At 73.7% G+C, this 26,618-nt stretch carries 22 protein-coding genes and 1 pseudogene; 4 read left to right on the top strand and 19 right to left on the bottom strand.

Features of this window, described 5'->3' with window-relative positions:
- The first annotated feature begins 285 nt into the window (after positions 1-285).
- Positions 286-3,684 carry an SCO5717 family growth-regulating ATPase gene (locus ABZ915_RS46440; RefSeq protein ID WP_361816829.1) on the top strand — a complete coding sequence of 1,133 codons (3,399 nt, stop codon included), beginning with the start codon at positions 286-288 and terminating at the stop codon, positions 3,682-3,684.
- Positions 3,685-3,779: 95 nt separating this feature from the next.
- Here the strand turns inward: ABZ915_RS46440 and ABZ915_RS46435 are convergent, their stop codons facing one another.
- From ABZ915_RS46435 to rimP, 9 genes are all read right to left on the bottom strand, one after another.
- A complete protein-coding gene (locus ABZ915_RS46435) occupies positions 3,780-4,727 on the bottom strand; it encodes a bifunctional riboflavin kinase/FAD synthetase (protein ID WP_361816826.1) in 948 nt (315 codons plus the stop codon).
- A 120-nt stretch (positions 4,728-4,847) separates the two neighbouring features.
- Complete coding sequence (locus ABZ915_RS46430) at positions 4,848-8,627, bottom strand: trypsin-like peptidase domain-containing protein (protein WP_361816823.1); 3,780 nt, start codon at positions 8,625-8,627, stop codon at positions 4,848-4,850.
- Between the two features lie 255 nt (positions 8,628-8,882).
- Positions 8,883-9,788, bottom strand: a complete 906-nt coding sequence (truB, locus tag ABZ915_RS46425) for a tRNA pseudouridine(55) synthase TruB (RefSeq protein WP_361816820.1) — start codon at positions 9,786-9,788, stop codon at positions 8,883-8,885.
- On the bottom strand, positions 9,785-10,237 hold the full coding sequence (gene rbfA / locus ABZ915_RS46420) for a 30S ribosome-binding factor RbfA (protein ID WP_361816817.1): 453 nt from the start codon (positions 10,235-10,237) through the stop codon (positions 9,785-9,787). Before rbfA ends, truB begins: the two co-directional genes overlap by 4 nt.
- 36 nt (positions 10,238-10,273) lie before the next feature.
- The gene (locus ABZ915_RS46415) at positions 10,274-10,567 is read right to left on the bottom strand and encodes a DUF503 domain-containing protein (protein ID WP_361816814.1); all 294 of its coding nucleotides are present in this window, start codon (positions 10,565-10,567) and stop codon (positions 10,274-10,276) included.
- A gap of 154 nt (positions 10,568-10,721) precedes the next feature.
- Positions 10,722-13,832, bottom strand: coding sequence for a translation initiation factor IF-2 (gene infB, locus ABZ915_RS46410; RefSeq protein WP_361816811.1), 3,111 nt, complete (start codon positions 13,830-13,832; stop codon positions 10,722-10,724).
- Between the two features lie 147 nt (positions 13,833-13,979).
- Complete coding sequence (locus tag ABZ915_RS46405) at positions 13,980-14,276, bottom strand: YlxR family protein (RefSeq protein ID WP_361816808.1); 297 nt, start codon at positions 14,274-14,276, stop codon at positions 13,980-13,982.
- Positions 14,277-14,378: 102 nt separating this feature from the next.
- On the bottom strand, positions 14,379-15,365 hold the full coding sequence (gene nusA / locus ABZ915_RS46400) for a transcription termination factor NusA (RefSeq protein WP_030958814.1): 987 nt from the start codon (positions 15,363-15,365) through the stop codon (positions 14,379-14,381).
- Positions 15,366-15,367: 2 nt separating this feature from the next.
- Entirely contained in the window at positions 15,368-15,865 is a 498-nt protein-coding gene (gene rimP / locus ABZ915_RS46395) for a ribosome maturation factor RimP (protein ID WP_361816805.1), read from the bottom strand.
- Between the two features lie 261 nt (positions 15,866-16,126).
- On the opposite strand from rimP, the gene ABZ915_RS46390 reads away from it, so the two are divergent.
- From ABZ915_RS46390 to ABZ915_RS46380, 3 genes are read left to right on the top strand one after another with little or no spacing between them, the layout of a single operon-like run.
- Positions 16,127-16,672 (top strand): hypothetical protein, encoded by a 546-nt coding sequence (locus ABZ915_RS46390; RefSeq protein WP_361816803.1) that lies wholly within the window; start codon positions 16,127-16,129, stop codon positions 16,670-16,672.
- On the top strand, positions 16,669-17,166 hold the full coding sequence (locus ABZ915_RS46385; RefSeq protein ID WP_361816800.1) for a ferritin-like domain-containing protein: 498 nt from the start codon (positions 16,669-16,671) through the stop codon (positions 17,164-17,166). The genes ABZ915_RS46390 and ABZ915_RS46385 overlap by 4 nt, the downstream gene beginning before the upstream one ends.
- Before the next feature lie 45 nt (positions 17,167-17,211).
- Positions 17,212-18,111 carry an aminoglycoside phosphotransferase family protein gene (locus ABZ915_RS46380; protein ID WP_361816797.1) on the top strand — a complete coding sequence of 300 codons (900 nt, stop codon included), beginning with the start codon at positions 17,212-17,214 and terminating at the stop codon, positions 18,109-18,111.
- Here the strand turns inward: ABZ915_RS46380 and ABZ915_RS46375 are convergent.
- The 10 genes and pseudogenes from ABZ915_RS46375 to ABZ915_RS46330 all read right to left on the bottom strand — a co-directional run.
- Positions 18,108-18,356, bottom strand: a complete 249-nt coding sequence (locus ABZ915_RS46375) for a ferredoxin (RefSeq protein ID WP_361816795.1) — start codon at positions 18,354-18,356, stop codon at positions 18,108-18,110. The genes ABZ915_RS46380 and ABZ915_RS46375 overlap by 4 nt on opposite strands.
- 1 nt (position 18,357) lies before the next feature.
- Complete coding sequence (locus ABZ915_RS46370; protein WP_361816792.1) at positions 18,358-19,581, bottom strand: NADH-ubiquinone oxidoreductase-F iron-sulfur binding region domain-containing protein; 1,224 nt, start codon at positions 19,579-19,581, stop codon at positions 18,358-18,360.
- Complete coding sequence (locus ABZ915_RS46365; protein ID WP_361816789.1) at positions 19,578-20,159, bottom strand: ferric reductase-like transmembrane domain-containing protein; 582 nt, start codon at positions 20,157-20,159, stop codon at positions 19,578-19,580. Before ABZ915_RS46365 ends, ABZ915_RS46370 begins: the two co-directional genes overlap by 4 nt.
- Positions 20,156-21,115 (bottom strand): FAD:protein FMN transferase, encoded by a 960-nt coding sequence (locus tag ABZ915_RS46360; RefSeq protein ID WP_361816786.1) that lies wholly within the window; start codon positions 21,113-21,115, stop codon positions 20,156-20,158. Before ABZ915_RS46360 ends, ABZ915_RS46365 begins: the two co-directional genes overlap by 4 nt.
- Positions 21,112-21,444 carry a hypothetical protein gene (locus ABZ915_RS46355; protein WP_361816783.1) on the bottom strand — a complete coding sequence of 111 codons (333 nt, stop codon included), beginning with the start codon at positions 21,442-21,444 and terminating at the stop codon, positions 21,112-21,114. The genes ABZ915_RS46360 and ABZ915_RS46355 overlap by 4 nt, the downstream gene beginning before the upstream one ends.
- Before the next feature lie 116 nt (positions 21,445-21,560).
- The gene (locus ABZ915_RS46350) at positions 21,561-23,267 is read right to left on the bottom strand and encodes a proline--tRNA ligase (RefSeq protein WP_361816780.1); all 1,707 of its coding nucleotides are present in this window, start codon (positions 23,265-23,267) and stop codon (positions 21,561-21,563) included.
- A gap of 72 nt (positions 23,268-23,339) precedes the next feature.
- Positions 23,340-23,870 carry a GNAT family N-acetyltransferase gene (locus ABZ915_RS46345; RefSeq protein ID WP_361816777.1) on the bottom strand — a complete coding sequence of 177 codons (531 nt, stop codon included), beginning with the start codon at positions 23,868-23,870 and terminating at the stop codon, positions 23,340-23,342.
- A 37-nt stretch (positions 23,871-23,907) separates the two neighbouring features.
- Positions 23,908-25,080: a serine hydrolase domain-containing protein gene (locus tag ABZ915_RS46340; protein ID WP_361816774.1), complete on the bottom strand. Its 1,173-nt coding sequence runs from the start codon at positions 25,078-25,080 to the stop codon at positions 23,908-23,910.
- A gap of 115 nt (positions 25,081-25,195) precedes the next feature.
- Entirely contained in the window at positions 25,196-26,044 is an 849-nt protein-coding gene (locus ABZ915_RS46335; RefSeq protein ID WP_361816771.1) for a GNAT family N-acetyltransferase, read from the bottom strand.
- Positions 26,045-26,422: 378 nt separating this feature from the next.
- Positions 26,423-26,618: pseudogene (locus ABZ915_RS46330) on the bottom strand (4-hydroxy-3-methylbut-2-en-1-yl diphosphate synthase); the annotation flags it as partial.

Genomic DNA, 26,618 nt, shown 5'->3' with positions numbered 1-26,618 from the left:
GTTCTTGCCCGTATTATTCGTTGATGGTGCGCCAATACGGCAGCGCGGTGGGCCACTTCCGGGCGGGGTGTGACCTGGTGGGCCGGTGCTGAGGGGTGGACGGGCCTGCCCGGGTGCGGGACGTGGTGATTAGGCTGGTACCGGGTGCGATGCCAGAACCCGTGGACCGGGCATCGACGGCCCAGGGGGAGAGCCGGTGGATCGGACTACCCCGGACGATTGAGAACGACACGACATGGTCGCCCCGGCACGGCATGAGGGTGCTCGACCACACCAGGAGGAACTGTGAGCAGCGATCGGGACGGGATCCGCGGGGGCTGGGCCACACCCGGCGATGACCAGCCCGACGCGGAGTCCGCCGTCGAGACGACGGGCGAGTTCACCATCGACTACGCGCCGCCTGCCTGGTACACGCAGAACGCGTCGCAGTCGGGCGGGGCGGCGGAGGGCTCCGGGCAGGGTTCGGGCGCCGGTGGGACCGGCGGTCCCGCGCCCGGTGCGGCCGGTGGGCCGCCCGCTTCGCCGTACGCGGATGCCGGGGGCGCTCCGATTCCGGGGCTGGCCCCTCCCCCGCACGCGACTCGGGCGGCCGGTGCCGTGACTCCTGGCGCGCCCTTCACGCCGCCTCCCCCGGCTCCTGCGCCGGGGGCGCCTTTCACGCCGCCCGCGCCCGCTCCAGGTGCCCCGTTCACACCGCCCGCGCCGCCGGCCCGAGGGCCCGGTGCGGTGCCGAGGCTGCCGATGGGGAGCGGGTTCGAGCCGCAGGCCTCGCAGCAGGCACAGCAGCCTCCGCAGCCGGAGGGGCAGGCTCAGCCGTGGACGCCACCCGCTCCGCCTGCGCCGCCCGCTCCGCCCGCGGCTGCTCCTGCCGCGGCCGCACCCGAGCATGCGCCCGAGGCCGGTAGCGGCGATCTGGAGAGTGGCGCCACCATGCGCTTCTCGGCCGTCGCGCTGAAGCGCGAGATGGCCGCGATCGCGGAGCGCGCCGACGAGTCCGGCGATGACGACTCGGGCGGGCCGGGTGAGCCGAGTGAGCCGGACGCGGCGAAGGACGTGGCCGAGGCGGAGGCGGAGGCGGAGGGCACGGTCGGGGCCGACGTGGTCGAGCTCCGGAGCGCGTCCGCGGATGCCGACGAAGCTGCCGCCGACTCCGACGAGGACGCCGAGCCGGCGGAGGAGGAGTCCGCGGACGCCTCTGCCGAGGATGCCCCCGCCGCAGACGCGGAGTCCTCTGAGGCCGAGGTCGACGTGGAGACCGAAGCCGAGGCCGAGGCCGAGGACGCCGTGGAAGCGGAGGTCGAGGTTCGGGACGCCGTTCCCGCCGACGCCGAGCCCGCCGAGGCTCCGCCGGCTCAGGACGACGCCCCCGACGCGGAGCCCGTTGTCGCTGACGCCGTTCCGCAGGACAGCGCGCCCAAGGACGCCGTACCGCCCGCGCCGCAGGACGCCCCGCCCGCCTGGGCTCCCCCGCCGGCGCCGCAGGCCGGGGTGCCGCCGCTGCCGCCGTCGTACCAGCCCGCCGCCCCCACCCCGGCGGCCCAGTGGCCTGCCCAGCCACAGCCCGGCGCCGTGCCGGAGCCGCAGCCGGCCGCCGCGCAGGGTCCGGCGGCCGTGCCGCCGCAGCAGCCCCCGTTCCAGCCCCAGGCGCCCCAGCCCGCGCCCGCCGCCTGGAACCAGCCCCCGGCCCCGCCGGCCGCACCCCAGCCGGGCCAGCCGTATGCCCCCGCCCCCGCTCCCAACCCGCAGGCCGGGTACGGCTTCCCGCAACCCGGCGCACCGGCCCCGCAGCCGCCCCACGCCCCCGCCCCCAACCCGCAGGCCGGGTACGGCTTCCCGCAGCCCACCGGTCCCGCCGGCGCACCGCCCGCCCAGCCGGGCCAGGGCTACGGCTTCCCGCAACCCGGCGCACCGGCCCCGGCGGCACCGCAGCCGCCCCACCCCGCGGCCCCCGCTCCCAACCCGCAGGCGGGCTACGGCTTCCCGCAACCCGGTGCAGCGGCTCCGGCCGCCCCGGTGCAGCAGCCGGGCGGCGCGCCCGTCCCTCCGGGCCCCCACCAGCCCGCCGGCTACGGCTTCCCCCAGCCCCCCAACCAGCAGGCCCAGAACCAGCCGCAGCCCCCACAAGCGCCCCAAGCCCCACAGCCCCCGGCACCCGCACCCGCACCGGCACCGGCACCGGACGCCCAACCCCCCGCCCCCAGCTACGGCTTCCCCCACCCCGGTGGGCCCGCAGGACCCACGGGCACTCCCAACTCCCCCGCCGACCAAGGCGGCTACGGCTTCCCCCAGCAGCCCAACCAGCAGGGTCAGGAGCAGCCGCAGCCTCCGCAGGCCCCCGTCGATCCTCGGGCCGGTGCCGCGTGGCCGCAGCCCATACAGCACGATCAGCGGCAGATGACCAACCCCGGTGCGGCGCCGCTGGGTTACACCGCGGCCGTGGAGCTGTCGTCGGACCGGCTGCTCAGCAACAAGAAGCAGAAGGCGAAGAGCGGGCGGCCCGCGGCGGCCTCGTCGCGGTTCAAGCTGGGCGGGAAGAAGGAGGAGGCGGAGCGGCAGCGGAAGCTGGAGCTGATCCGGACGCCGGTGCTGTCCTGCTACCGGATCGCCGTCATCAGCCTCAAGGGCGGTGTGGGCAAGACGACCACGACGACCGCGCTGGGCTCCACCCTGGCCTCCGAGCGGCAGGACAAGATCCTCGCCATCGACGCGAACCCGGACGCCGGTACGCTCGGCCGCCGTGTGCGCCGCGAGACGGGGGCGACCATCCGGGACCTCGTCCAGGCGATCCCGTACCTCAACTCGTACATGGACATCCGGCGGTTCACGTCCCAGGCGCCGTCCGGCCTGGAGATCATCGCCAACGACGTCGACCCGGCCGTGTCCACGACCTTCAACGACGAGGACTACCGGCGCGCGATCGACGTCCTCGGCAGGCAGTACCCGGTCATCCTCACCGACTCGGGCACGGGCCTGCTGTACAGCGCGATGCGCGGCGTGCTCGACCTCGCCGACCAGCTGATCATCATCTCCACGCCGTCGGTGGACGGTGCGAGCAGCGCCAGCACGACGCTGGACTGGCTGTCCGCGCACGGGTACGCCGACCTCGTCTCGCGCTCCATCACCGTCATCTCGGGGGTACGCGAGACCGGAAAGATGATCAAGGTGGACGACATCGTCAGCCACTTCGAGACGCGGTGCCGGGGCGTTGTGGTCGTGCCGTTCGACGAGCATCTCGCCGCCGGTGCCGAGGTGGACCTCGACATGATGCGGCCGAAGGTACGGGAGGCGTACTTCAACCTCGCGGCCATGGTCGCCGAGGACTTCGTACGGCACCAGCAGTCGCACGGCCTGTGGACGAACGACGGCAGCCCGCCGCCGGTGGCCGCCCCGCCGATGCCAGGTCAGCCCATGCCCGGTCAGCCCATGCCGGGCCAGCAGTACCCGGCGCCCGGGCAGCAGCCGTACGCCCCGGGTCAGCCCTATCCCCAGCCGGGCCAGCCGCCCGCCCAGCCGTACCCGCCGGCCCCGGGGCAGCCGTACCCCCAGGCCCCCGGCCAGCCCTACCCGCCGGCCCAGGGCCAGCCCGCCCAGCCGTACCCGCCGCAGCCCGGTTATCCGCAGCCCGGCCAGCCCCAGGCCCAGCCTCCGCAGGGCCAGCCCCCGCAGGCTCCGCCCCAGCAGTAGGACGGCACGAAGAAGGGCGGCCGGTGCGTTCACGCACCGGCCGCCCTTTCTGTTCCTGGAGATCTGTTCCTGGAGGTCTGGTCCTACCGGCAGGCCTACCGATCCGCCTCGACCAGCTCCCGGCAGCGCTTCACGTCCTCGGCCATCTGCTCCAGCAGGGCCTCGAGCGACTCGAACTTCGCCTGCCCGCGCACGTACGCCAGGAAGTCGACGGCGACGTGCAGCCCGTACAGGTCGAGGCCGACGCGGTCGATGGCGTACGCCTCCACCGTGCGCTCGGTGCCGTCGAACTGCGGGTTCGTGCCGACGGAGATCGCGGCCGGCATCACCTCGCCCTGGGCGTGCAGATAACCGGCGTACACACCGTCCGCCGGGATCGCGGTGTGCGCGATCGTCTCCACGTTGGCCGTGGGGAAGCCCAGCTCGCGGCCGCGCTGGGCGCCGCGGACGACCACGCCCTCCACGCGGTGCGGGCGGCCCAGGATCTCGCGGGCGCCCCCGACGTCGCCCTCGGCGACCAGGCGCCGGGTGAGGGTCGAGGAGAACGGCTCGCCGCCGCCCGCCGCGCCGGTCACGTACAGGTCGACGACCTCGACCTCGAAGTCGTAGATCTTGCCCTGGCCGGTGAGGAACTCGACGTTGCCGGCCGCCTTGTGGCCGAACCGGAAGTTCGGGCCCTCGACGACCGCCTTGGCGTGCAGCTTGTCCACCAGGACCTTGACGACGAAGTCGGCCGGGGACAGCTTCGAGAACTCGGTGGTGAAGGGAAGGATCAGCACCGCGTCCACGCCCAGCTCGGCCATCAGTTCGGCGCGCCGGTGGTGCGGGGCGAGCAGCGGCGGGTGGCTGCCGGGGCGGACGACCTCGCTGGGGTGCGGGTCGAAGGTGACGACCACGGAGGGGACGCCCAGCTCGCGGGCCCGGTCCACGGCATGCTTGATGATCAGCTGGTGGCCGCGGTGCACCCCGTCGTAGGAGCCGATGGTGACGACGCTGCGCCCCCAGTCCTGGGGGATGTCCTCCAAGCCACGCCAGCGCTGCACTGTGACCGCTCCTCGAACCCGTGTCCGTATCTACCGTTTACCGCTTACGCAGGTCTAAGGGTGCCATGCCGCGCGTTCCGGGCCCGCATCGGCATGGAGGCTGTGACCGGGCGCACGTCGTCACGCCGGTACGCGTACGCCCGCCAGGTTGCCGATCATGCGCCGGGTGCTGGGGCCCACCACCGCGGCCCAGTCCTCCGGAGTGTCGGTGAGCCAGCGGGCCATCAGCGCGGCGAAACCGGGGACGTGCCGTCCCAGGTCGACCAGGCCGCGGTCGAGGCGGGTCGCGCCGTCGGGGGTGCGGACGAGGAGCAGGCCCGTGCGGTGGACGAGGTCGCGGACGTCCTCGTCGCGGGCCTGTGCGGCGGCGTGCAGCAGGGCGTCCAGGACGGTGGGGTCGTGCTCGTGGGTGAGCAGGAATTCCAGCAGCTCCTGGCGCAGGGGGCGGGAGGCCGGAGTGCCCGGGGTGGCCAGTACGGCCGCGAGCGCCGTCCGTACGGGCGTCGGGCCGGTGACCAGCAGGCCGGTGACCAGGGGCAGCAGCACGGCGCGGGCGGCCGGGCCCTGGTCGAGGCGGCGGTCGACGTAGGCCGCGACGGGCTCGGCGGTCTCCGGCCGCAGCGCGACCACCTCCCGCACCAGCGCGGCGACCCGGCCGGCCAGCGCGGGCGTGGTGACGTCGGCGAGGGTGCGCAACGCCGACCCCGGTCCCACCCCGGCGCGCAGCCGGACGCGGAAGGCTTCCAGTACCTGGTCGGGGTCCGTGGCCAGGGCCGGGACGAGGGCGCTCGGCGGGAACTGCGGGTCGCCGGTGGCGAACTGCCGCAGGGCCAGCGGGAGGTGGCGGGCGCGGGTGTGCGGGTCCCGGACGAGGAGGGCGAGCGCGCCGCCGTGCAGGCCGGCGTCGGCGGGGCGGGCGAGCAGGGCGAGGGCCGCGTAGCGCAGCAGCTCGCGGTCGGCCTCGGTCCGTACATGGGGTGCGGCGCGCAGTCCGTACGCCACGGCGGCGACCCGCCGCGCCGGCCGCTCGTCGTGCGCCCACCGGTCGACGGCGCGGCAGACGGCGGACGCCTCGTCCTCGGCGAGCACCGTGAGCAGTTGGTCGCCGCGCCGGTGCGCGCTGTCCACGAGCACCTCCGTGAGGTCGTCCAGTGCGCCGTGCCGGTAGGTGTGCAGCAACGCCTGCGCGGCCGTGGCCACGGTGGCGTGCGGGGTGGCGGGCAGGGGCCGTTCGTCGTCGAACCAGCGGGTCAGGTGCGGTTGTACGGCGGTGGGGCCGGCGGCGAGGAGCCGGGCCACGGCGTCGAGGTAGCGGGTGCTGGTGGGCGGCGGGGCGGGAGCGTCGTCGTCGCGCCGCCCCGGCCACGGCAGCGGGCCGGGCGGGGTCCCCGCCCCGGCGGGCTCCTGCGGGGCCGCGTCCGCCTGGACCAGGCGGCGCAGCAGGTCGAAGCGCTCCTGGTCCGGGATCGGCAGAGCGGTCCAGAAGGCGGGGCCGAAGTCCGCGGAGACGGGGTGGCGCCGGCGCCGCCGGGCGACGATGCGGTCGGCCAGCAGGCGGAGCACACCGGTGTACGGGGTCGCGTCGGGGACCTGCGACAACGTCTGGGAGAGCAGGCGCGCGGCCCACCACGAGGCGGGGTCCGTGTCCAGGGCGTGGACCAACTCCTCCAGGCGCCGCGCGAGTTCGGCCGCGCCGTGCTGGCGGGCGAGGAAGAGCAGGGACTGGACGACGGGGCCCACGCGGTGGTGCGGGACGGGCAGGGGGTGGCTCTCCTGCGGGGCGCGGCGGCGGTGGACCAGGGCGTGCAGGGCCTCGTCCAGGTCGAGGTGCATGCCCTGGATCCAGTCGGCGAGCTCCTCGTGGGCGAAGCGGTAGCCGTTCCCGGCGGGCACCAGCAGGCCCTCGGTGAGGACGGCGGACGCCCAGCCGGTGCCGCGGCCCAGCCAGGCGGGGGCGGGGCCCCAGGGAAAGACCGACTCGAAGGTCGCCCGGTCCAGCTCGCCCTGCCCCGGTCCGAGGCTGCGCCGGGCGGCCTCGTGGACCTGGCCGGAGACCCGGGCGGCGAGACGCCGTACGGCGGTGCCGCGCAGGCCGTTCCCGGCGGCGAGGCGGACCGCGACGCGCAGGCACATCAGGTCCAGGTAGGCGGAGAACACCTCGTGCCGGTCGGCGGGGGTCGCCGGGGCGTCCGGCGGCAGGGCGGCGCGGACCTCCGAGAGCAGGCTGAGGGTGAGGGGGTGGCGGGCGTCGCGGTCGGTGAGGGCCCCGTCGGGGAGGGCGTAGCGGGCGCGGGCGCGGCGGGCCTCGTCCGGGGTGAGATCGGGCAGGCGCACGCAGGGCGGGAGCGGGCGGGGCGAGTGAGCCGGGGTGGAGGCGGAGGTGGGGGCGAGGGCGGCAACGGCCGCGGGCGCGGGGGGATACAGCAGCTCCGGCGGGAACTCGGCCCCGGCGCTCTCCCAGTACTCCTCCCGGCATGCCACGACCAGTCGTGCCCCGGTCGCGCGCAGCCACTGCGCCGTTCCCGCGGTCCACTCGGGGAGCCGGTGGGCGAGGACGGGCGGCATCTCCTCCGGGCCGTCGAGCAGGAGCAGCAGAGGGCGGCCGACCCGCCGGGCGACACGGGCGAGGCACTCCGGGGTGACGTCCCCCGGGCCGGCCGGACCGCACCGGCCACCGGGATCACCGGCGTCGGCCGAGTCACCGGCGCCACCGCAGTCCCGGAAGCCACCGGAGCAACGCGAGTCACTGGAGCCACAGAAGTCACCGGCGCCACCCGAGACACCGGCGTCGTCACCGGAAAGCGGCGTCCGGGAGGCGGCGATGATGCGGGCCGCCCGCTCCAGGGCGCGGTGTGCCGCGTCGGCCACCGAGCCGTCGGCGTCCTCGAGGTCGGCTCCGCGCAGCCACAGCGTGGGTGCCGGTTCCGGTCCGCGGCCCCGGCGGGCGGCGAGGGCCGCGAGTTCCGTCGTACGGCCACTGCCCGGGGCGCCGACGAGGCCGAGGACGGCAGCGCGGCCGGTTTCGGTGAACGTCAACTGCCGGACGACTTCCGCCCGTTCGACGGGTTCGACCGGGCCGGGGCGGGTGGCGCCGAGGCGGCCGACGTGCCCGGCGAGGGCTCCGGGCGGGCCGTCCTGCCCCACCGAGGTGGCGGTCAGCTCCAGGACGCCGGCCAGATTGAGGTCGGCTCCGTAGGCGGGCACGGTAGCGGCGTTGCGGTCCAGGAGTTCGGCGAGCCGGCCGTCGGCCGCCGCGCGCAGCGGCACGGCGAAGCCGGCCTCCCGGCCACCGGACCGCAGGGCCGTGCCGAGGACGCCGAGCACGGCGCCGGTCTCCGGGTCGAGCACCGGCCCGCCGGCCGCTCCGCCGCCGAGCCGCAGCGCGTCCCGGCCCGCCGTGCCCATCGCCAACTCCAGCGCGTCGTCGAGGAGATGGAAGCGGTCCGTGGCCGTGTAGGTCACCTGGGTGGCGCCGAGCACCCGTGCCTCACGCCAGCCGCCGGCGGCGATGCGTACATACGCGCCGCTCGTGATCCGGTCCCGCACGCTCACCGGGAGCGGCTCCACGCCGAGGCCCTCGGTGCGGACCAGGGCGAGGGCCAGGGCGGGCAGCGGGGTGACGGCGTCGGCGGTCACGACGCGGGTCCGCTCGTCCGCGGTGCACAGCACCAGCCGGGTCAGGCCGTCGACGGCCTCGTGGCTGGTGACGAGGGTGCCGTGGTGGTCGGCGAGGAAGCCGGTGCCGCGCGGGCGGCCGGCCAGGTCGCGGATCCGGACCAGACGCGCGTCGAGGGCGCGGTACCGGTCCTCCCCGGGAGTGTCCCGCCGCCGCTCCCGGTGGATCGCGTCCTCGCGGTCCCGTCCGGTGCCGCCTCCGGTCCGCGGGCCCCGTCCCGCCATGATCGAACCTCCCGACCGTGCACCCGTGCTCTGTTCACGACGGTAGGCCGGTAATGATCAGCGGGACAGATCGTGCGACGAAAGCGCCCCCTTCCGCTCCCCCCGTTCACTCCGAGCGCCCGCACGGTCGGGTGAATAGGCGGGGGCGGCTGGATACACCCTAGGGGTGGGGGAACCGAGGGGGGACCGTGGAGCGGCGGCGACATCCCGTGGCCGCCGCTCCACGGGCAGAGCCCTTGGGCCCCCGGGCACGGCTCAGCCGAAGACGGCCAGGCTCTTGGCCTTGCCCTTGTGCTCCTCGACCAGCGCGAGGAAGCGTCCCTCGGCGTCGAAGACGGCGACGGGGCCGGCGCCCGCGTACTCGTCGGGCATCTCCAGCCGCACGCCGTTGATGAGCAGCCGGGCGCGCCTGGCGTCGACGTTCCAGCGCGGGAACGCGGCCGTGGCCGCCTCCGCGACCGGCATCACGGTCAGCTCCTCCTGGAGCTGTTCCAGCGTCTTCGCGGCGTCCAGCTTGTACGGCCCGACGCGCGTGCGGCGCAGGGCGGTGAGGTGTCCGCCGACGCCGAGGTCGGCGCCCAGGTCGCGGGCGAGGGCGCGGATGTAGGTGCCGGAGGAGCAGACCACCGACACCACCAGGTCGAGGACCGGCGTGCCGTTCTCGGCGACCGCGTCCCGGACGTCGTACACGGCGAAGGAGGAGACGGTGACGGGCCGGGCGGGGATCTCGAAGTCCTCGCCCTCACGGGCCCGCTTGTAGGACCGCACGCCGTCGATCTTGATGGCGCTGACCTTGGACGGCACCTGCATGATGTCGCCGGTCAGCTTGGCGACGCCGGCGTCGACGGCGTCCCGGGTGACCTTGGAGGCGTCGGCCGAGGCGGTGATCTCGCCCTCGGCGTCGTCGGTGACCGTGGTCTGGCCGAGGCGGATGGTGCCGACGTACTCCTTCTCGGTGAGGGCGAGGTGCCCGAGGAGCTTCGTCGCCTTCTCGACGCCGAGGACGAGGACGCCCGTCGCCATGGGGTCGAGGGTGCCGGCGTGGCCGACGCGGCGGGTCCTGGCGATGCCGCGCATCTTGGCGACCACGTCGTGCGAAGTGAAGCCCGACGGCTTGTCGACGATGACAAGGCCGTCGGGCGTGGTGCGCTTCTGGGTCATTCGGCGGTGTCGTCCGTCTCGTCCTCGGCGTCCGGCTTGCGGTACGGGTCCGCGTCACCGGCGTACGCGGCGCCCGCGGACGCCTCGCGTACCTTCTCGTCGGACAGACGCGCCTTGTCGAGGAGGTCCTCGATGGTGCGGGCGGTGTCCGGGAGGGCGTCCGCGACGAAGGCGAGGGTCGGCGTGAACTTCACGCCGGCCGCACGGCCGACCTCGGAGCGCAGGATGCCCTTGGCGCTCTCCAGGCCCGCCGCGGCGGCCTGCCGCTCCTCCTCGTCGCCGTAGACCGTGTAGAAGACGGTCGCCTCCCGCAGGTCCCCGGTGACCCGGGTGTCCGTGATGGTGACGTGCGAGCCGAGCCGCGGGTCCTTGATCCCGCGCTGCAGCTTCTGGGCCACCACCTCTCGGATGAGGTCCGCCAGCCTCTTGGCACGCGCGTTGTCGGCCACTGGTCGTCTCCCGTTCTTCCTGTTCTACGTTCGAAATCAGTCGTCGTCCCCGTGGATGCGGCGTCTCACCGACAGCAGCTCCACCTCGGGACGCCCGGCGACCAGCCGCTCGCACCGGTCCAGTACGTCGGTCAGATGCCCCGCGTCGCCGGAGACCACCGCCAGGCCGACGACGGCCCTGCGATGGAGGTCCATGTGATCCACCTCCGCCGCGCTCACCGTGTACTTCCGCTGTAGCTCGGCCACGATCGGGCGGACGACGGAGCGCTTCTCCTTCAGCGACCGCACGTCGCCGAGCAGGAGGTCGAAGGACAGAGTCCCCACATACATATGTGTGTCCGGATGACCCGCCGGTACGGGATTGACGGGCCCGCCGGCAGATCGGCGGGAACATCAGAACCGTACAACGAACGGCCGGGGCCGATCGACGGAAATATTCTCCGTCGACCGGCCCCGGACCGGACCGTCTCGGAAGCCCGAGCGCTTACACGCGCGGCTTCTCCCGCATCTCGTACGTCGCGATGACGTCGTCGATCTTGATGTCGTTGAAGTTTCCGAGGTTGATACCACCCTCGTAGCCTTCGCGGATCTCGGTGACGTCGTCCTTGAAGCGCCGCAGACCCTCGATGTTGAGGTTCTCCGCGATGACCTTGCCATCGCGGACGAGGCGCGCCTTGGTGTTGCGCTTGACCTCGCCGGAGCGGATGAGAACACCCGCGATGTTGCCCAGCTTGGACGACTTGAAGACCTCGCGGATCTCCGCCGTACCGAGCTCGACCTCTTCGTACTCCGGCTTGAGCATGCCCTTGAGGGCCGCCTCGATCTCCTCGATCGCCTGGTAGATGACCGAGTAGTACCGGACGTCCACGCCCTCGCGCTCGGCCATCTGCGCCGCGCGGCCGGCCGCGCGGACGTTGAAGCCGATCACGATGGCGTCGGAGCCCATCGCCAGGTCGATGTCGGACTCCGTGACCGCACCGACGCCGCGGTGCAGTACGCGGATGTCGACCTCTTCGCCGACGTCCAGCTGGAGCAGCGACGACTCGAGCGCCTCGACGGAACCAGAAGCGTCACCCTTGATGATCAGGTTCAGCTGCTGGACCTCGCCGGCCTTGAGCACCTTGTCCAGGTCCTCGAGCGAGACACGGCGCGTGCGCTTGGCGAACGCCGCGTTCCGCTCACGGGCGGCGCGCTTCTCGGCGATCTGACGGGCCGTACGGTCCTCGTCGACCACCAGGAAGTTGTCGCCCGCACCCGGGACGTTGGTCAGGCCCAGGACCTGGACCGGCGTCGACGGGCCGGCCTCGGCGACGTTGTTGCCGTTGTCGTCGAGCATGGCGCGCACGCGGCCGTAGGCGTCGCCCACCACCATCGTGTCGCCGACCCGCAGCGTGCCTCGCTGGACGAGGACCGTCGCCACGGCACCACGGCCGCGGTCGAGACGGGACTCGATGGAGATGCCCTGCGCGTCCTGGGCCGGGTTGGCCCGCAGGTCGAGCGAGGCGTCGGCCGTGAGGACCACGGCCTCCAGCAGCGAGTCGATGTGCAGACCCTGCTTGGCGGAGATGTCGACGAACATGGTGTCGCCGCCGTACTCCTCGGCCACCAGGCCGTACTCGGTCAGCTGACCGCGCACCTTGGTCGGGTCGGCACCCTCGACGTCGATCTTGTTGACCGCGACGACGATCGGGACGTCGGCCGCCTTGGCGTGGTTGAGCGCCTCGACCGTCTGCGGCATGACGCCGTCGTTGGCCGCGACGACCAGGATCGCGATGTCGGTCGACTTCGCACCACGGGCACGCATGGCGGTGAACGCCTCGTGACCCGGGGTGTCGATGAAGGTGATCTTGCGCTCTTCGTCGTTGACCTCGGTCGCGACCTGGTAGGCACCGATGTGCTGGGTGATGCCGCCGGCCTCGCCCGCGATGACGTTCGTCTTGCGGATGGCGTCGAGCAGTCGGGTCTTACCGTGGTCGACGTGACCCATGACGGTGACGACCGGCGGGCGGACGACCAGGTCCTCCTCGGAGCCCTCGTCCTCGCCGAACTCGATGTCGAAGGACTCGAGCAGCTCGCGGTCCTCCTCCTCGGGGCTGACGATCTGAACCGTGTAGTTCATCTCGTCGGCGAGGAGCTGCAGGGTCTCGTCGGAGACGGACTGCGTGGCCGTGACCATCTCGCCCAGGTTCATCATCACCGCGACGAGCGACGCCGGGTTGGCGTTGATCTTCTCGGCGAAGTCGGTGAGCGACGCACCGCGCGACAGGCGAATGGCTTCGCCGTTGCCGCGAGGCAGCATCACGCCGCCGACCGACGGGGCCTGCATGGCCTCGTACTCCTGGCGCCTCTGCCGCTTCGACTTGCGGCCACGACGCGCGGGACCGCCGGGACGGCCGAAGGCGCCCTGCGTGCCACCACGGCCACCCGGACCACCGGGACGACCGCCGAAGCCGGGACGGCCACCGCCGCCACCACCGGGACCACCGGGACGGCCGGCGAAACCGCCGCCACCGCCACCGGGACCGGCAGGACGACCGGCGAAGCCGCCGCCACCGCCACCCGGACGACCGGCGAAGCCGCCGCCGCCCGGACGACCGCCGCCGCCACCGGGACGACCGCCGCCGCCACCGGGACCACGGCCGCCGGGGCCACCGCCGCCGGGACGCGGACCCGCAGCGGGACGCTGCGGCATCATGCCCGGGTTCGGACGCGGGCCGCCGGGACCGCCGCCAGGACGGGGACCGCCCTGCGGACGCGGCATCGAGCCCGGGGTCGGGCGCGGACCGCCCGGAGCCTGGGGACGCGGACCGCCGCCCTGGGCGCCGGGCGCCTGGGGACGGGGACCGCCGCCGGGGGCACCGGGGCCGCCGGGACGGGAACCGCCCTGCGGGCGCGGGGCCTGCGGGCGAGCCATGCCGGTGGAGCCACCGGACGTGAAGGGGTTGTTACCCGGACGCGGACCGGCCGGACGGCCGCCGGGACGCGGGCCCTGACCGCCGGGACGACCGCCGCCCTGAGCGGCAGCGGGACGCTCGCCCCGCTCGCCCCGCTCGCCCCGCTGACCCTGACCGGGACCGCCCGGACGGCCGCCGGGCTTCGGGGCGCCGGGACGCGCGCCGGGGCGCGGACCCTGGGCGGCCGGAGCCTGCGGGGCCGGAGCCTGCGCGGCCGGAGCGGCCGGCGGAGCGGTGAACTCCGGGGCGGCCGGAGCCGGACGCGGCGCGGGCTTGGGACCCGGAACCGGACGCGGGCCGGGGGCCGGCGCGGGCGCCGACGGAGCCGACGGCTGCTGGGCCGTGGGCTGCGGGGCGGCCGGCTGCGGGGCCGACGGCGGCTTGGGGGCGCCCGGCTTCGGTGCAGCCGGACGTGCCGCCTGCGCCGGAGAGGGCGCGGCGGGCCTGGGGGCGGCCTTACGCGGGGCGGACTTGCCGTTGCCACCGCCCTGGAACGCGTCGGTCAGCTTGCGTACTACGGGCGCTTCGATCGTCGAAGACGCCGAACGGACGAATTCACCGAGTTCCTGGAGCTTGGCCATGACGACCTTGCTCTCCACACCGAACTCCTTGGCGAGTTCGTATACCCGGACCTTAGCCACTTCGCTCCTTTTAGGTCCGGGTTGCGTCCGGACCGTCGCTACTTCATGGGCGTACTCATCGCGTGCTCATCGAGTGCTCATCGCAATCTCGACCTACTTCCAACTCGCGGGGTACCAGGGCCGCACGGGGGTTCCGCGCGACGCTTCTTACGGTGTTGCCTGTTCGGCAACTGTCATCTGCTCGACGTACCGGCGCAACACCTTTGTGTCGAGCACTCCCGGGGCGCGCAACGCCCGCGTGAACGCCCGGCGGCGTACCGCCTGGTCGAGACAGACCTGGGCGGGGTGCACGTACGCACCCCGGCCGGGCAGCGTACCGCGAGGATCGGGGACGCATGCGTCCTTGATCGCCACGATGCGCAGCAGTTCCGTCTTGGCCGCTCGCTCCCGGCACCCCACACAGGTGCGTTCAGGGCATGCTCCGGCGTGCGTCCGGCCAGACACCGTTAAGTCTACCTCCCCGTACCGACCTCACCCCTTTGGGGCAAAGATCGAACAGTTGTCGTGCATATAACTGTCGTGATCTGAGCGACTTGCGGCCTGGATCTATTCCCCGGCCTGCTCGGTGTCCGGGCGGATGTCGATCCGCCAGCCGGTGAGCCGGGCGGCCAGCCGGGCGTTCTGCCCTTCCTTGCCGATCGCCAGCGACAGCTGGTAGTCCGGCACGGTCACCCGGGCGGACCGGGCCGCCATGTCGACCACCTCGACCTTGGACACCCGGGCGGGTGACAGCGCGTTCGCGACCATCTCCGCCGGGTCGTCCGACCAGTCCACGATGTCGATCTTCTCGCCGTTCAGCTCGCCCATCACGTTGCGCACCCGGCCGCCCATGGGGCCGATGCAGGCGCCCTTGGCGTTCAGGCCCGAACGAGTGGAGCGGACGGCGATCTTCGTACGGTGACCGGCCTCACGGGCGATCGCGGCGATCTCCACCGAGCCGTCGGCGATCTCCGGCACCTCGAGCGCGAAGAGCTTCTTCACCAGGTTGGGGTGGGTGCGCGAAAGCGTGACCGAGGGTCCGCGGACGCCCTTCGCCACCCGTACGACGTAACTGCGCAACCGCATGCCGTGCGGGTACGTCTCCCCCGGCACCTGCTCCTGCACCGGCAGGATGGCCTCCAGCTTGCCGATGTCGACGAGCACGTTCTTCGGGTCGCGGCCCTGCTGCACCACTCCGGTGACGATGTCGCCCTCGCGGCCGGCGTACTCGCCGAGCGTCGCGTCGTCCTCGGCGTCGCGCAGCCGCTGCAGGATGACCTGCTTGGCGGTGGTGGCGGCGATGCGGCCGAAGCCGGACGGGGTGTCGTCGAACTCGCGGGCCTCCTGGCCCTCCTCGAGGTCCTCGGGGTCCTCCTTCGCCCACACGGTCACATGCCCGGTCTCCCGGTTGAGCTCCACGCGCGCGTGTCGGCGGCTTCCCTCGGTGCGGTGATAGGCGATGAGGAGGGCCGATTCGATCGCCTCGACCAGCAGGTCGAAGGAGATCTCCTTCTCCCGAACCAAGCCCCGCAGGGCACTCATGTCGATGTCCACGGCTACGCCTCCTCTTCCTTCTTGTCCTTGCGGCTGAACTCGACCTGCACGCGCGCCTTGACGATGTCCGGGAAGCCGAGTCTGCGGGTGGTGGCCTTACGGCCCTTCACTCCGGGCACTTCGAGGTCGAGACCTTCGTCGTCGACCGTCAGGATCCTGGCGACCAGCTCGCCGTCCTCGGCCAGTTGGAACTTCACCAGCCGGCCGACCGCGCGCGCGTAGTGCCGGGGTTCCTGCAGGAGGCGCTCCGCGCCCGGGGTTCCGACCTCCAGGTCGTACGCGCCCTCGCCCATCGCGTCCGTCTCGTCGAGCTTCGCCGAGAGCGCGCGGCTCACATCGGCGATCTGGTCCAGGTCCGCTCCGGTGTCGGAGTCGACGACGACACGCAGCACCCGCTTGCGTCCGACGGAGTCCACGGCGATCTCCTCGAGATCCAGGCCCTGGGAGGTGACGAGCGGTTCCAGCAGTTCTCGCAGCCTCTCGCTCTGGGTGGTGCTCATCCGGGTGACTCCTCGGCCGCGTGTGCTGTTGTGGGATGGGTCGCGCTGTCTGGTCAAAGGGTATCGGGTCGCAGGGGGTGTTGCCGTCCACGTATGCCTCCGGCGGTCCGGCCGGTCGCGGCGAAGTCGCACACCGATACGGCCCCACGCCCCTCGGACGGGTCCACGAGCCGGTGACATGGGTCGGCCGGGTTCGCGGGTACCGTGATCACCGGCGGACCCCCGCCGGTGTGTTCGTACGAGTGCCCGAGGACGTCTGCCGTGCCCCTCCCCCCACCCGCGCGTGCCCTCCCCTGGCCGCGCAGAAGAACCCTGCTCGCCTCGGCCGCCGGAGCGGTGCTGCTCGCGGGCTGCTCCGACGGGAGCGGGGACTCCGGTGACAGGGGTGGCCTCTCGGTCTCCGAGCGGGCACGCGCGCGTGCGGCCCGGGACAGCCGGCGGCTGGTGGACCGGTACGACGCGGTGATCACCGTGCATCCGGCGCTGGCGGACCGGCTGGGGCCGCTGCGGGCCGAGGCCGCGGCCCACGCGGAGGCGTTCGAGGACGGTTCGGCGAGCCCCTCGCGGTCTTCTTCGGCTTCCTCTGCCTCCTCGGCTCCGTCGCGGTCCGCGGAGGCGTCGGCGGCGCCGGCCGTGCCGGCCGACGCGAAGGACGCCCTCGCCGCGCTCGCCGCCGCCGAGCGCGCCCTCGCCGACCGGCGGGCGACGGCGCTGCTGCATGTGGAGGGGGAACTGGCCCGCCTGCTGGCCTCGGTGGCGGCGGCCGGGGCGGCGCACGCGTATCTGCTGACGAAGGGTGACAAGTGAGCGACGGGGCGCGGGACGGCGAACTCAAGGCCCTGGAGAAGGCGCTGGCCGCCGAGCACGCGGCCGTGTACGGGTACGGGGTCGTCGGCGGGCGGATCAGCGCGGGACGGCGCACTGAAGCACGGACGGCGTACGACGCGCATCGGGCGCGCAGGGATGCGCTGGTCCGCAAGGTACGCGACCTGGGCGGCTCCCCGGTGGCCGCGGAGCCGGCGTACGCCCTGCCGTTCCCGGTGCCGGACTCTCCGGCGGCGGTGCGGCTCGCCGCCGAGTTGGAGGAACGCGTGGCCGGGGTGTATTCCGACGTGGTACGGGCGACCACGGGCGGGCGGCGCGCCGAGGCCGCCGGGGCGCTGCGGGAGGCCGCGGTGCGGGCGGTGCGCTGGCGCGGGGAGAGCGTAGCCTTCCCTGGTCTCGCCGAGCGGGACGGTGCCGCGGCCGGGACGTCCGCGACCCCGGCACCGACCTCGGCCTCGGCGACGCCGACGGCATGACCCGGCACCAGGAGGGGCCGGCACCCAGGAAGGAACGATTCGCGCATGGCTTTCGAACCGCCGCAGCGTCTCGTCAGGGCGCTCGGTGAGACGGCACCGGACGGTGACGGCTGGCTGGACGAGTTGCCGGAGGCCGTGCGGCAGGCCGTCGCGCTACGCGAGTTGACCGTCGAGCGGGTGCAGGTGCCGGGTGGCCGCAGCAGTCTGGTCGTGCTGGTACGCCGGGCGGACGGGACCCCGGCCGTGCTGAAGCTGGCCCCGCCCCGGGCCCGGCCGGAGGCCGAACGCGCGGCGCTGGCGCACTGGGGCGGCCTTGGCGCCGTACAACTGCTGGAGGCGGACGGGACCGCGGGGGTGCTGCTGCTCGAGCGGCTGCATCCGGACGTGTCCGTGCGGTCGCTGCCCGAGGCGAAGGCGCTGCTGGAGGCGGCGGGGACGCTGCGGCGGCTGTGGGTGGAACCTCCGGCGGCGTTCTCCTTCGAGACCGTCGACGGGCGGACCGGGCGGCAGGCCGAGGCCATGCGGGCGAGCGCGGCCACCGACCCCGAGGTCGCCCCGCTGGTCGAGGCGGCGCTCGCGGCCCGTGCGGAGTTGCTGGCCGCGCCGCCGGAGCACCGGCTGCTGCACGGCACCTTCCGGCAGAGCAAGGTGCTCGCCGGGGAGCGGATGCCATGGCTGGCGGTGGGGCCGGACCCGCTGGTCGGCGAGTGCGCCTTCGACCTGGCCCGGCTGGTCCGGGACCGGGTGGAGGACCTGATCGCCACGCCCTCGGGGGCGGCGACGACCCGGCGGCGGGTGAAGCGGCTCGCGGAGTCGCTGGACGTGGACCAGGAGCGGCTGCGCGGCTGGACCCTGTTCCGCGCGGTGGAGTCCGGGGTACGGGCCCGCCGGGTGGGCCGGGAGCAGGACGCGGAACTGCTGCTGGAGTTCGCGGGCTGGCTCTAGGTGTGCCCGGCCTGGCGGGCCTGCGCTTCTGTCTGGCGTGAGCTGAGTTTCAGGGCCAGGGCCGGGCAGTCGGTGGCGGCGCGGCGGGCGCGTGTTGCCGTACGGGCCGGGATCGGGGTGTCGTCGACCAGGGGGTAGCCCCATTCGTCGAGGGTGATGTGCTCGGGGAGCAGTTCGGCGCACAGGCCGTGGCCCCGGCAGGCGGTCCGGTCGATGTCGACGACCGTGTCGGTGCGCGGGTCCATGTCAGTCTCCCTCCGGTACGGGCAGCAGGGGTGTGCGGTCGGTCGCGGTGCACACGCCGCGCGCGTGGGCGTCGAGTTCGCCGGCGAAGGCGGTCAGTGCGCCGCGCACCAGGCGGACCGTGCCGTCGGGGTGGTGACAGGCGCCGCGGCCCTCGACCAGGCCGGCCCAGCGGGCGACGTCGGCGCGGGTGGTGCCCTGGGGGCCGGGGGCGGCCAGGGTCCGGAAGGCGGAGGCGATCCGGGGCAGGCCGTTCAGGCAGGGTCCGCACTGGCCCGCCGACTCCAGCGCCAGGTGGCGCAGCACGCGGGCGGTCTCGGCGAGTCCGCAGCGGTCGGCGGGGAGCGCCGCGAGTACGCCCGCGCCCAAGGTGCCGCCGGCGAGGGGCAGTCGGGCCGCCTCGGAGGCCGGGACCCAGGTGCCGTGGTAGCCGCCGACGAGGACCGCGGAGATTCCCGTGAGGGACAGCAGCCGGCCCAGCGGCAGGCCGAAGGGCGCCTCCACGACCCGGACCGGGCGTCCCGGCTCGTGCACCGTGCACAGGGCGCTGCCCGGATCCGCCGGCGTGCCCGCCGTACGGAACCAGTCGGCGCCGTAGCGGGCGATCAGCGCGAGGTGGGCGAGCGTCTCCACGTTCTGCACCAGGGTCGGGGCCCGGCGCACCCCGCGCTCGCGGACGGGCGGGTTCTGGTACGCGGGCAGCGCGGCGCCGCCGGAGAGGTACCGCGCGAGCGCCGAGGCCTGCCCGGACAGGAAGCGCGCCGGTACGCGCGCCACCCGGACGGGCAGCGGGTCGGCGCGCCGGGCCAGGGCGGACTCCAGGTAGGAGGCGCCGTCCTCGACCGCCAGGTACGCCTCCCCAGCGCCGACCGCCCGCGCGGCCAACTGGAGCCCGTCCAGGACGAGATGGGGTGACATCTGAAGCAGCGTCCGGTCCTTGCGGCTCGCGGGTTCGCCCTCGCACCCGTTCGCCACCACGACGGGGGTGCGGCCGGAGCGCCGGGCGGCCTCGGTGACCGACACGAGCTTGCGGCAGGTGGGGAAGGCGGCTCCACCGCGTCCGGTGAGGCCGGCTTCGGCGACGGTTCCGATCAGGGCGTCGGGGTCGTCGTACGACTCGTACGCGAGGGGGCCGTAGCGCTGTTCGTGCGTGGTCAGGCCGGCGGGGGTACCGCCGGGGGCGAGCAGGCGCGGGGACATGTACAGGTCGGGGAAGGTCGCGGTCACGGGCGGGCTCCTTCGGCGGTGCGGAGCAGGGCGGTGGGGGTGCGGCGGGCGGCGCGCAGGGAGTGGGCCAGGCGGAGGCCGGTGGCGGTGGTCACGGCGGCCACGCAGCAGACGGTCAGCCAGGTCATCCAGTCGGCGCCGGTGTCCGTGCCGATGCCGATGCCGTGGGCCAGGGCGACGGGCCAGCAGGCGTACGCCAGCCGGTGCACGGCACGCCAGGCGCCATGTCCCAGCCGGGCCCGCAGCAGGCTCGTCACCAGGACCGCGAGGAGCAGGTCGAGGGCGACCGTGCCGAGGCCGAGCCACAAGGGCCGGTAGTCGGAGACGAACGGCACGAGGACGTCGAGGAGGGTGATGTTCACGTAACTGTCCACGGCCGCCAGGGCGATGTGCAGGGCCAGGAAGGCGGTGGCGGACAGGGACAGGGTCCGGTGCAGGCCCAACGTGCCGAACCGGGGCAGGCCGGGGATCCGTCCGCGCAGCCGTACGGCGATGCCGAGCAGGACGACGACCGTGAAGAGGACGAGGCAGACCGCCCCGGTGGCGCGGCCCGCGTACCAGAGGGTGGCGGAGTTCATGCGGCGGCCTCCCGGGGAGCGGGCCAGCCGGGCGTCGTCACGACCAGACCGTTCTGTGCCACGAGCCGGGCGGGCAGCCCGAGGCGCGTCAGCCGCTGTTCCGCTCCCACGCCCTCGACCAGGGCCGCGGTGCCGGCCGCGTTGGCGTCGGCGCAGGTCGCGGCGACGACCGACACCGTGCGCCAAGGGGTGCGCACGGGCAGGCCGGTGCGCGGGTCGACGATGTGGTGCAGCTCGTAGCCGCCGCGCCGCCAGCGCCGGGCGCTGGTTCCGGAGGTGGCCAGCCCGCCACCGCGCAGTCCGACCGTCTCGTACGAACCCGGCGGGGGCGTCTCCTCGACCGCGCCCGTGACGTCCTGGACCCTGATCTGCCAGCCCCCGGCCGGTGGCTCGCCCGCCACCGCGGTGTCGCCGCCGAGGCTCACCAGCACCCCGCAGCCCGCCGCACGCGCCAGCATCGCCGCGGCCCGGTCGGCGGCCCAGGCCTTGGCCGTGGCGCCCAGGTCCAGGCGGACGCCGTCCGGGACGGTGACCGTACCGGTCGTACGGTCGAGCTCCACCCGGCGCCAGCCGGCGGCGCGCCGCAGCCGCAACGACACCGGGCGGTCGTCCTCGCGGACGAGGGTGAAGTCACGGTCGTAGCCGAGGGCGGCCATCGCCGAGCCGACGGTGGGGTCCACGGCCCCGTCGGTCGCCTCGGCGGCGCGCAGCGCCACGGCCAGGGCCTCGGCGAGCAGCGGGCTGACCCGCACGGGGCGGCCGGCCGCGCCGGCGAGGGCGGACAGTTCCGAGTCGGTGCGGAAGCGGCTGCAGGCCGCGTCGACCTCGGCCAGGTGGCGGGCGAGCAGCAGGTTGCAGGAGTCCAGCAGGGCCGGGTCGGTGACGACCAGGCGGACCCGGGTGCCCAGCGCTCGCCACTCGGCCGCCGCCGTCGTACGCAGGCCCGTGGTGGTCACGACGCCCCCGAGGTGGCGTCGGCGGCGCCGTTGCCGGAGGTGAGGCCGTCGGCGGACGACTGGAGGCCGGAGGAGGACGACGTGGACGAGGAGGACGACGTGGACGAGGAGTTGCCGGAGCTGCTCGACGACGTGTCCGTGCTGCCGCTGTCGCTGCTCGTGCTGGAGCTGGTGCCGCTGCTCGTCGTCGTGGTGGTGTCCGCCTGCATCGTGCCGATGAGGGCGAACACCCCCGCCGCCCCGGCCAGCGTGACGGCCGCGGCGAGGGCCGCCGTACGTCGTGCACCCCTGCGGACCGCCGCGGCGGCGCCTCGTTCCCTGCTTGTCATGACCGTTCCCCTCCCGAGTGACAGTGACGCTGTGTCACGCACTACGGTCGGGGAACGGTCTGAGAGAAAGCTGTGAGGCTTCTGTACACCTCCGGAGAGCTTTCTGAGATGTTCCTTTACTGCGCGGTCAGGCGCGCGATCGCCTCGTCCACCGTGAGCTCCTCGCGCTCACCGGTCTTCCGGTCCTTCAGCTCGAGGACACCCTCGGCCGAGCGGCGGCCCGCGACCAGGATCTTCGGTACGCCCATCAGCTCGGAGTCGGTGAACTTCACGCCCGGGGACACCCCGGCCCGGTCGTCGACCAGGACGCGCAGCCCGGCCGCCCGCAGCTTCTCGGAGACCTCCAGCGCCAGCTCGGTCTGGAGCGCCTTGCCGGCGGCGACCACGTGCACGTCGGCCGGGGCGACCTCGGCCGGCCAGCACAGGCCCTTGTCGTCGGCGGTCTGCTCGGCGAGGGCCGCGACCGCACGGGAGACGCCGATGCCGTAGGAGCCCATGGTGACGCGGACCGGCTTGCCGTTCTGGCCGAGGACGTCGAGCTTGAGGGCGTCGGCGTATTTGCGGCCGAGCTGGAAGATGTGGCCGATCTCGATGGCCCGGTCCAGCTTGAGGCCGGTGCCGCACTTCGGGCAGGGGTCGCCCTCCTGGACGACCACGACGTCGACGTACGCGTCGACCTCGAAGTCGCGGCCCGCGACGACGTTCTTGGCGTGCGTGCCCTCCTTGTTGGCGCCGGTGATCCAGGCGGTGCCGGGGGCCACGCGCGGATCGGCGATGTACGTGACCTTCTCCCCCAGGCCCTGCGGACCGACGTAGCCGCGGACCAGGTCCGGGCGGCCCACGAAGTCCTCGGCCGTCACCAGTTCGACGGCGGCCGGGGCGAAGTGCGCCTCGACCTTGTCCATGTCGACCTCGCGGTCGCCCGGGACGCCCACCGCGACGATCTCGCCGTCGACCTTGACGAGGAGGTTCTTCAGCGTGGCGGAGGCCGGGACGCCGAGGTGGGCGGCGAGGGTCTCGATGGTCGGGGTGTCGGGGGTCGGGATCTCCTCGAGCGCGGCCACGCCGTCGGCGTCCACCTGCTTCAGCTCGTACGAGATCGCCTCGGTGTTGGCCGCGAAGTCGCAGTTGGGGCAGTCCGCGAAGGTGTCCTCGCCGGCGCCGGCCGGGGCGAGGAACTCCTCCGACTTCGAGCCGCCCATCGCGCCGGCGGTGGCGGCGCAGATGCGGTAGTCGAGGCCGAGGCGCGCGAACACCTTCTGGTAGGCCTCACGGTGCAGGGCGTAGGACTGGGCGAGGCCCTCGTCCTCCGTGTCGAAGGAGTACGAGTCCTTCATGAGGAACTCGCGGCCGCGCAGGATGCCGGCCCGCGGGCGGGCCTCGTCACGGTACTTGTGCTGGATCTGGTACAGGATGACCGGCAGGTCCTTGTACGAGGACGCCTGGTCCTTCACCAGCAGGGTGAAGATCTCCTCGTGGGTGGGGCCGAGCAGGTAGTCGCCGCCCTTGCGGTCCTTCAGCCGGAACAGTTCGGCTCCGTACTCGTCCCAGCGGCCCGTCGCGTCGTACGGCTCACGCGGCAGGAGGGCCGGGAGCAGCACTTCCTGAGCGCCGATCGCGTCCATCTCCTCACGGACGATCCGCTCGACGTTGGCGAGGACCTTCTTGCCGAGCGGCAGCCAGCTCCAGATGCCGGCGGCGGTACGGCGGACGTAGCCGGCGCGGACGAGGAGCTTGTGGCTGAGCACCTCGGCGTCGGCCGGGTCGTCGCGCAGCGTTTTCGCCATCAGCTGGGACATGCGCTGGACGGGTGCGTTCGCCATGGTTCTCGTACTCCTGCCGGGTAACAGTGATGGCTAGGAGGTTAGCCGGGGGGCCGCCGTGCCGGGAAATCCTTACTTCCGGCGCAGGGGCAGCGGGGCGCCCATGACGGCGTACGGCTTGGGGGCGCTGGGGAAGAGCACCTGCCGGGCCAGGTCCTGGTAGCCGAGCGAGTGGTAGAGGCCGCGGGCCGGGCTGTCGGTGTCGATCGCGGACAGGATCGAGCGGGTTTCGGTGGCACCGTCGGTGATCGTGGTGATCAGGGCGCGGCCGATACCGAGGTTCTGGTGGCCGGGGTGGACGTGCAGCTCGGTGATCACGAAGGAGCCGTCCAGCCAGTCGCCGTGGCCGCGGGCCCGCAGATACGGTTCGACGACGGTGGACCACCAGTGGGCGCGGTCGTTGGGCATGCCGTAGACGAATCCGACGAGCCGCCCGCCGACCGTGGCGCCGAGGGCCCTCGCTCCCGGGTACTGCATGTGGCGCAGGACGATCTGGCGGCGCACGGCCACCTCGTCGGGTCCCAGCCCGAAGGCGACGGCCTGGACGGCCAAGGCCTCGTCGACATGGGCTGAGAGGTCCAGGGGGCCGATCACGACGTCCATGCGGGGAGACTACAGGGGGGTGCCGCCGCCGTGTGGCTCAGGAGGTGAGCACCGCGGCCACCCGCTGGGTCATGTCCTCGTCCGTGGTGAGCGGTGTCGGTGTGTAGGAGAGCACGAAGCTGGAACGCCGGTCCCGGGTGGCGAACACGCGGGTGCGGTAGCCGTACGTCTCGCCGGTCTTCCCCCAGAACGTCACTCCGTTCACGGTCGCCTTCTGGAGCCCCATGCTGTACCGGGCGGGGCCGCCGTCCAGCATGCGCACGGTGTCCGGGGGCATGGTGAAGAGCTGCTCCATTGCCCGCGGGGGCAGCAACTCGCCGGAGAAGAGTGCCTGTTGGATGCGGAAGAGGTCGTCGAGGCTGGAGACCAGTTCGCCCTCGCCCCAGGAGCCGGACTGGTCGTAGACGGTGACGTCGCTCAGGGAACCGTCGGTCATCCGCAGAAAGCCGTGCACGTGCGGGCCGTGCAGCCGTGGGTCGTCACCGGGTATCAGCGAGTGTCGCAGTCCCAGCGGGCGCAGGACGCGGGAGGCTATGGCCTCGCCGTAGGGCCGCCCGGTGAGCTCCTCGACGAGCAGGGCGAGCAGGACGTAGTTGATGCCCCGGTACTCCTGCGCGGTGCCCGGCCGGAACTTGAGCGGGTCTTGCGTGACCGTGTCGACCCACTTCTGCGGTGTCCACCGGTCGAACCGGTGCCGCAGCACGGCCTCCGGGGTGCTGAGGTCGGGCACGCCCCGGTGGTCGGGGAGCCCGCTGGTGTGGTCGAGCAGTTGGGCGACGGTGATCCGGGCGGAGTCGGGCGGCAGCAGCCGGGGCAGGTAGCGGCCGATCGGGGCGTCGAGTTCGAGGCGTCGTTCGGCCCACAGCTGTAGGACGACGGTCGCCACGAGCACCTTGGTGACACTGCCGGCGCGGAACCGGTCGTCCGGGCGCGGGGAGCGGCCGTCGGTCGGGTCGGTCGCTCCCGCGGTTCCGTACCAGTGGTCCGACCCGCGGGAGACGCGCAGTTGTGCGGAGGTGGCCGGCGGGTGGGAGAGGTCGGAAACCGCGTCGTGCAGGGCCTGGGTGTCCAGCGCCGGCGGGCGATCCGCGCGGTCCGCGACGTCCGCGACCGTCGCCGCCCGGGACGCCGTGCCGCCCGCCGCGACCAGGGCCGCGCCGGCCAGCGAGCCACCGAGTAAGGAGCGTCGGGAGATCCACTGAGAGGTCATGAGGATCATGCTGCCGTCGTCGTGCGGCCCGGCCATCCGGGATGCCCCTCAGCTGCCCCTGAGGCGGTCCCTCATCTCGCCCGGGGGCCGGTCGGCCCGGATCTCGGGGGCCGTCTCAGAACAGCACGCTCATGAACGCGCCGACCTCCTGAAAGCCCACCCGCTGGTAGGCCCGCCGCGCCGGGGTGTTGAAGTCGTTGACGTACAGGCTCACCACCGGGGCCACGTCGGCGAGCGCGTACCGCAGGACCGCCGCCATGCCGGGGGCGGCCAGTCCCCTGCCCCGGTACTCGGGGGCCACCCATACGCCCTGGATCTGGCAGGCCTGGGAGGTCGCCGCGCCGATCTCCGCCTTGAAGACGACCTTGCCGTGTTCGTCGACGCGGGCGAACGAGCGGCCGGAGCCGACGAGTTCGGCGACGCGGGCCTGGTAGAGGAGGCCGCCGTCGCCGGCCAGCGGGGAGACGCCGACCTCTTCGGTGAACATCGCCACGCACGCCGGCATGATCGTGTCGATCTCGTCCTTGCGGATGCGGCGGACGTAGCCGTCGGGGGCGATGTCGGCGGGCATGCGGTCGGTGACCATGAGGGGCTGACGGGTGCGGATCTCGCGGGCGGGGCCCCAGTGCGGTTCGAGCAGGCGCCACAGCTCGGCGGTGGATTCGGCGGGGCCGACGATGGAGGAGCAGCGGCGCCCGGCCCTGCGGGCGCGGTCGGCGAAGGCGCGTACGGCGCGCGGGGTGGCGCAGATCGGGACGAGGTTGGCGCCCGCGTAGCACAGGGAGGTCAGCATGCCGTCCTCGTACCAGCCCCACATCTCGCCGCCGAGCCGCCATGGGTCGAGGCCCGCGATCTGGACGCGGGAGGTCACGAAGGCGTTGGTGACGGGCTCGCGGTCGAGGACGGCGAGCGCGGCGTCCAGGTCGCTCGGTTCGAGCACCCGAGAGGTGGTCTGGGTCAACACGTGCGGGGCCTCACGCTGAGGGTCTGCTGATCTCCGCACTGTACCTGCGGAAGCTTTGCCGTGCCGACCGGTGTTCGATTGGCGCTCGTTCGGAAGTGGCCGTCCGTTTGCGTCCCGTCGCTGGGGGCTGCCGCCCCCGGACCCCCGCTTCGGCCCCGAACGGGCCTCGTCCCCAAACGCCGGACAGGCTGGATCTGCCCGATCGACGCTGCAAGTCCCGCCAATCCGCCCCCCGCCCCTCGGGGCAGCCGCCCCAAGCCCCCGCCACGGCCCCGAACGGGCCTCGTCCCCAAACGCCGGACAGGCTGAGTTTGCCCGGCCGGCGCTGGAGTCAGTCCCGTACAGGGACGTTCCGTCACTCCGTACAGGGACGTTCCGTCACTCCGCCACCGACACCGACGGCTCGCCGGAGGTCACGCCGGCGGCCTCCATCTGCTCGGCGAGCTTCATGGCTTCCTCGATGAGGGTTTCCACGATCTTGGACTCGGGGACGGTCTTGATGACCTCGCCCTTGACGAAGATCTGGCCCTTGCCGTTGCCGGAGGCGACGCCGAGGTCGGCCTCGCGGGCCTCG

It is taken from the genome of Streptomyces sp. NPDC046915 (assembly GCF_040644935.1).
In the GTDB taxonomy this organism is placed as follows: domain Bacteria; phylum Actinomycetota; class Actinomycetes; order Streptomycetales; family Streptomycetaceae; genus Streptomyces.
This window is presented reverse-complemented; position numbering and strand designations above follow the sequence as displayed.

Coding starts and splice junctions, on each gene's coding strand:
- ABZ915_RS46340 (WP_361816774.1), bottom strand. CDS start 25,080: ATGACCTCTCAGTGGATCTCCCGACGCTCCTTACTCGGTGGCTCGCTG.
- ABZ915_RS46355 (WP_361816783.1), bottom strand. CDS start 21,444: ATGACAAGCAGGGAACGAGGCGCCGCCGCGGCGGTCCGCAGGGGTGCA.
- ABZ915_RS46345 (WP_361816777.1), bottom strand. CDS start 23,870: ATGGACGTCGTGATCGGCCCCCTGGACCTCTCAGCCCATGTCGACGAG.
- ABZ915_RS46350 (WP_361816780.1), bottom strand. CDS start 23,267: ATGGCGAACGCACCCGTCCAGCGCATGTCCCAGCTGATGGCGAAAACG.
- ABZ915_RS46430 (WP_361816823.1), bottom strand. CDS start 8,627: ATGGCGGGACGGGGCCCGCGGACCGGAGGCGGCACCGGACGGGACCGC.
- ABZ915_RS46365 (WP_361816789.1), bottom strand. CDS start 20,159: ATGAACTCCGCCACCCTCTGGTACGCGGGCCGCGCCACCGGGGCGGTC.
- ABZ915_RS46375 (WP_361816795.1), bottom strand. CDS start 18,356: ATGGACCCGCGCACCGACACGGTCGTCGACATCGACCGGACCGCCTGC.
- truB (WP_361816820.1), bottom strand. CDS start 9,788: ATGACCCAGAAGCGCACCACGCCCGACGGCCTTGTCATCGTCGACAAG.
- ABZ915_RS46415 (WP_361816814.1), bottom strand. CDS start 10,567: ATGTATGTGGGGACTCTGTCCTTCGACCTCCTGCTCGGCGACGTGCGG.
- rimP (WP_361816805.1), bottom strand. CDS start 15,865: ATGAGCACCACCCAGAGCGAGAGGCTGCGAGAACTGCTGGAACCGCTC.
- ABZ915_RS46380 (WP_361816797.1), top strand. CDS start 17,212: ATGGCTTTCGAACCGCCGCAGCGTCTCGTCAGGGCGCTCGGTGAGACG.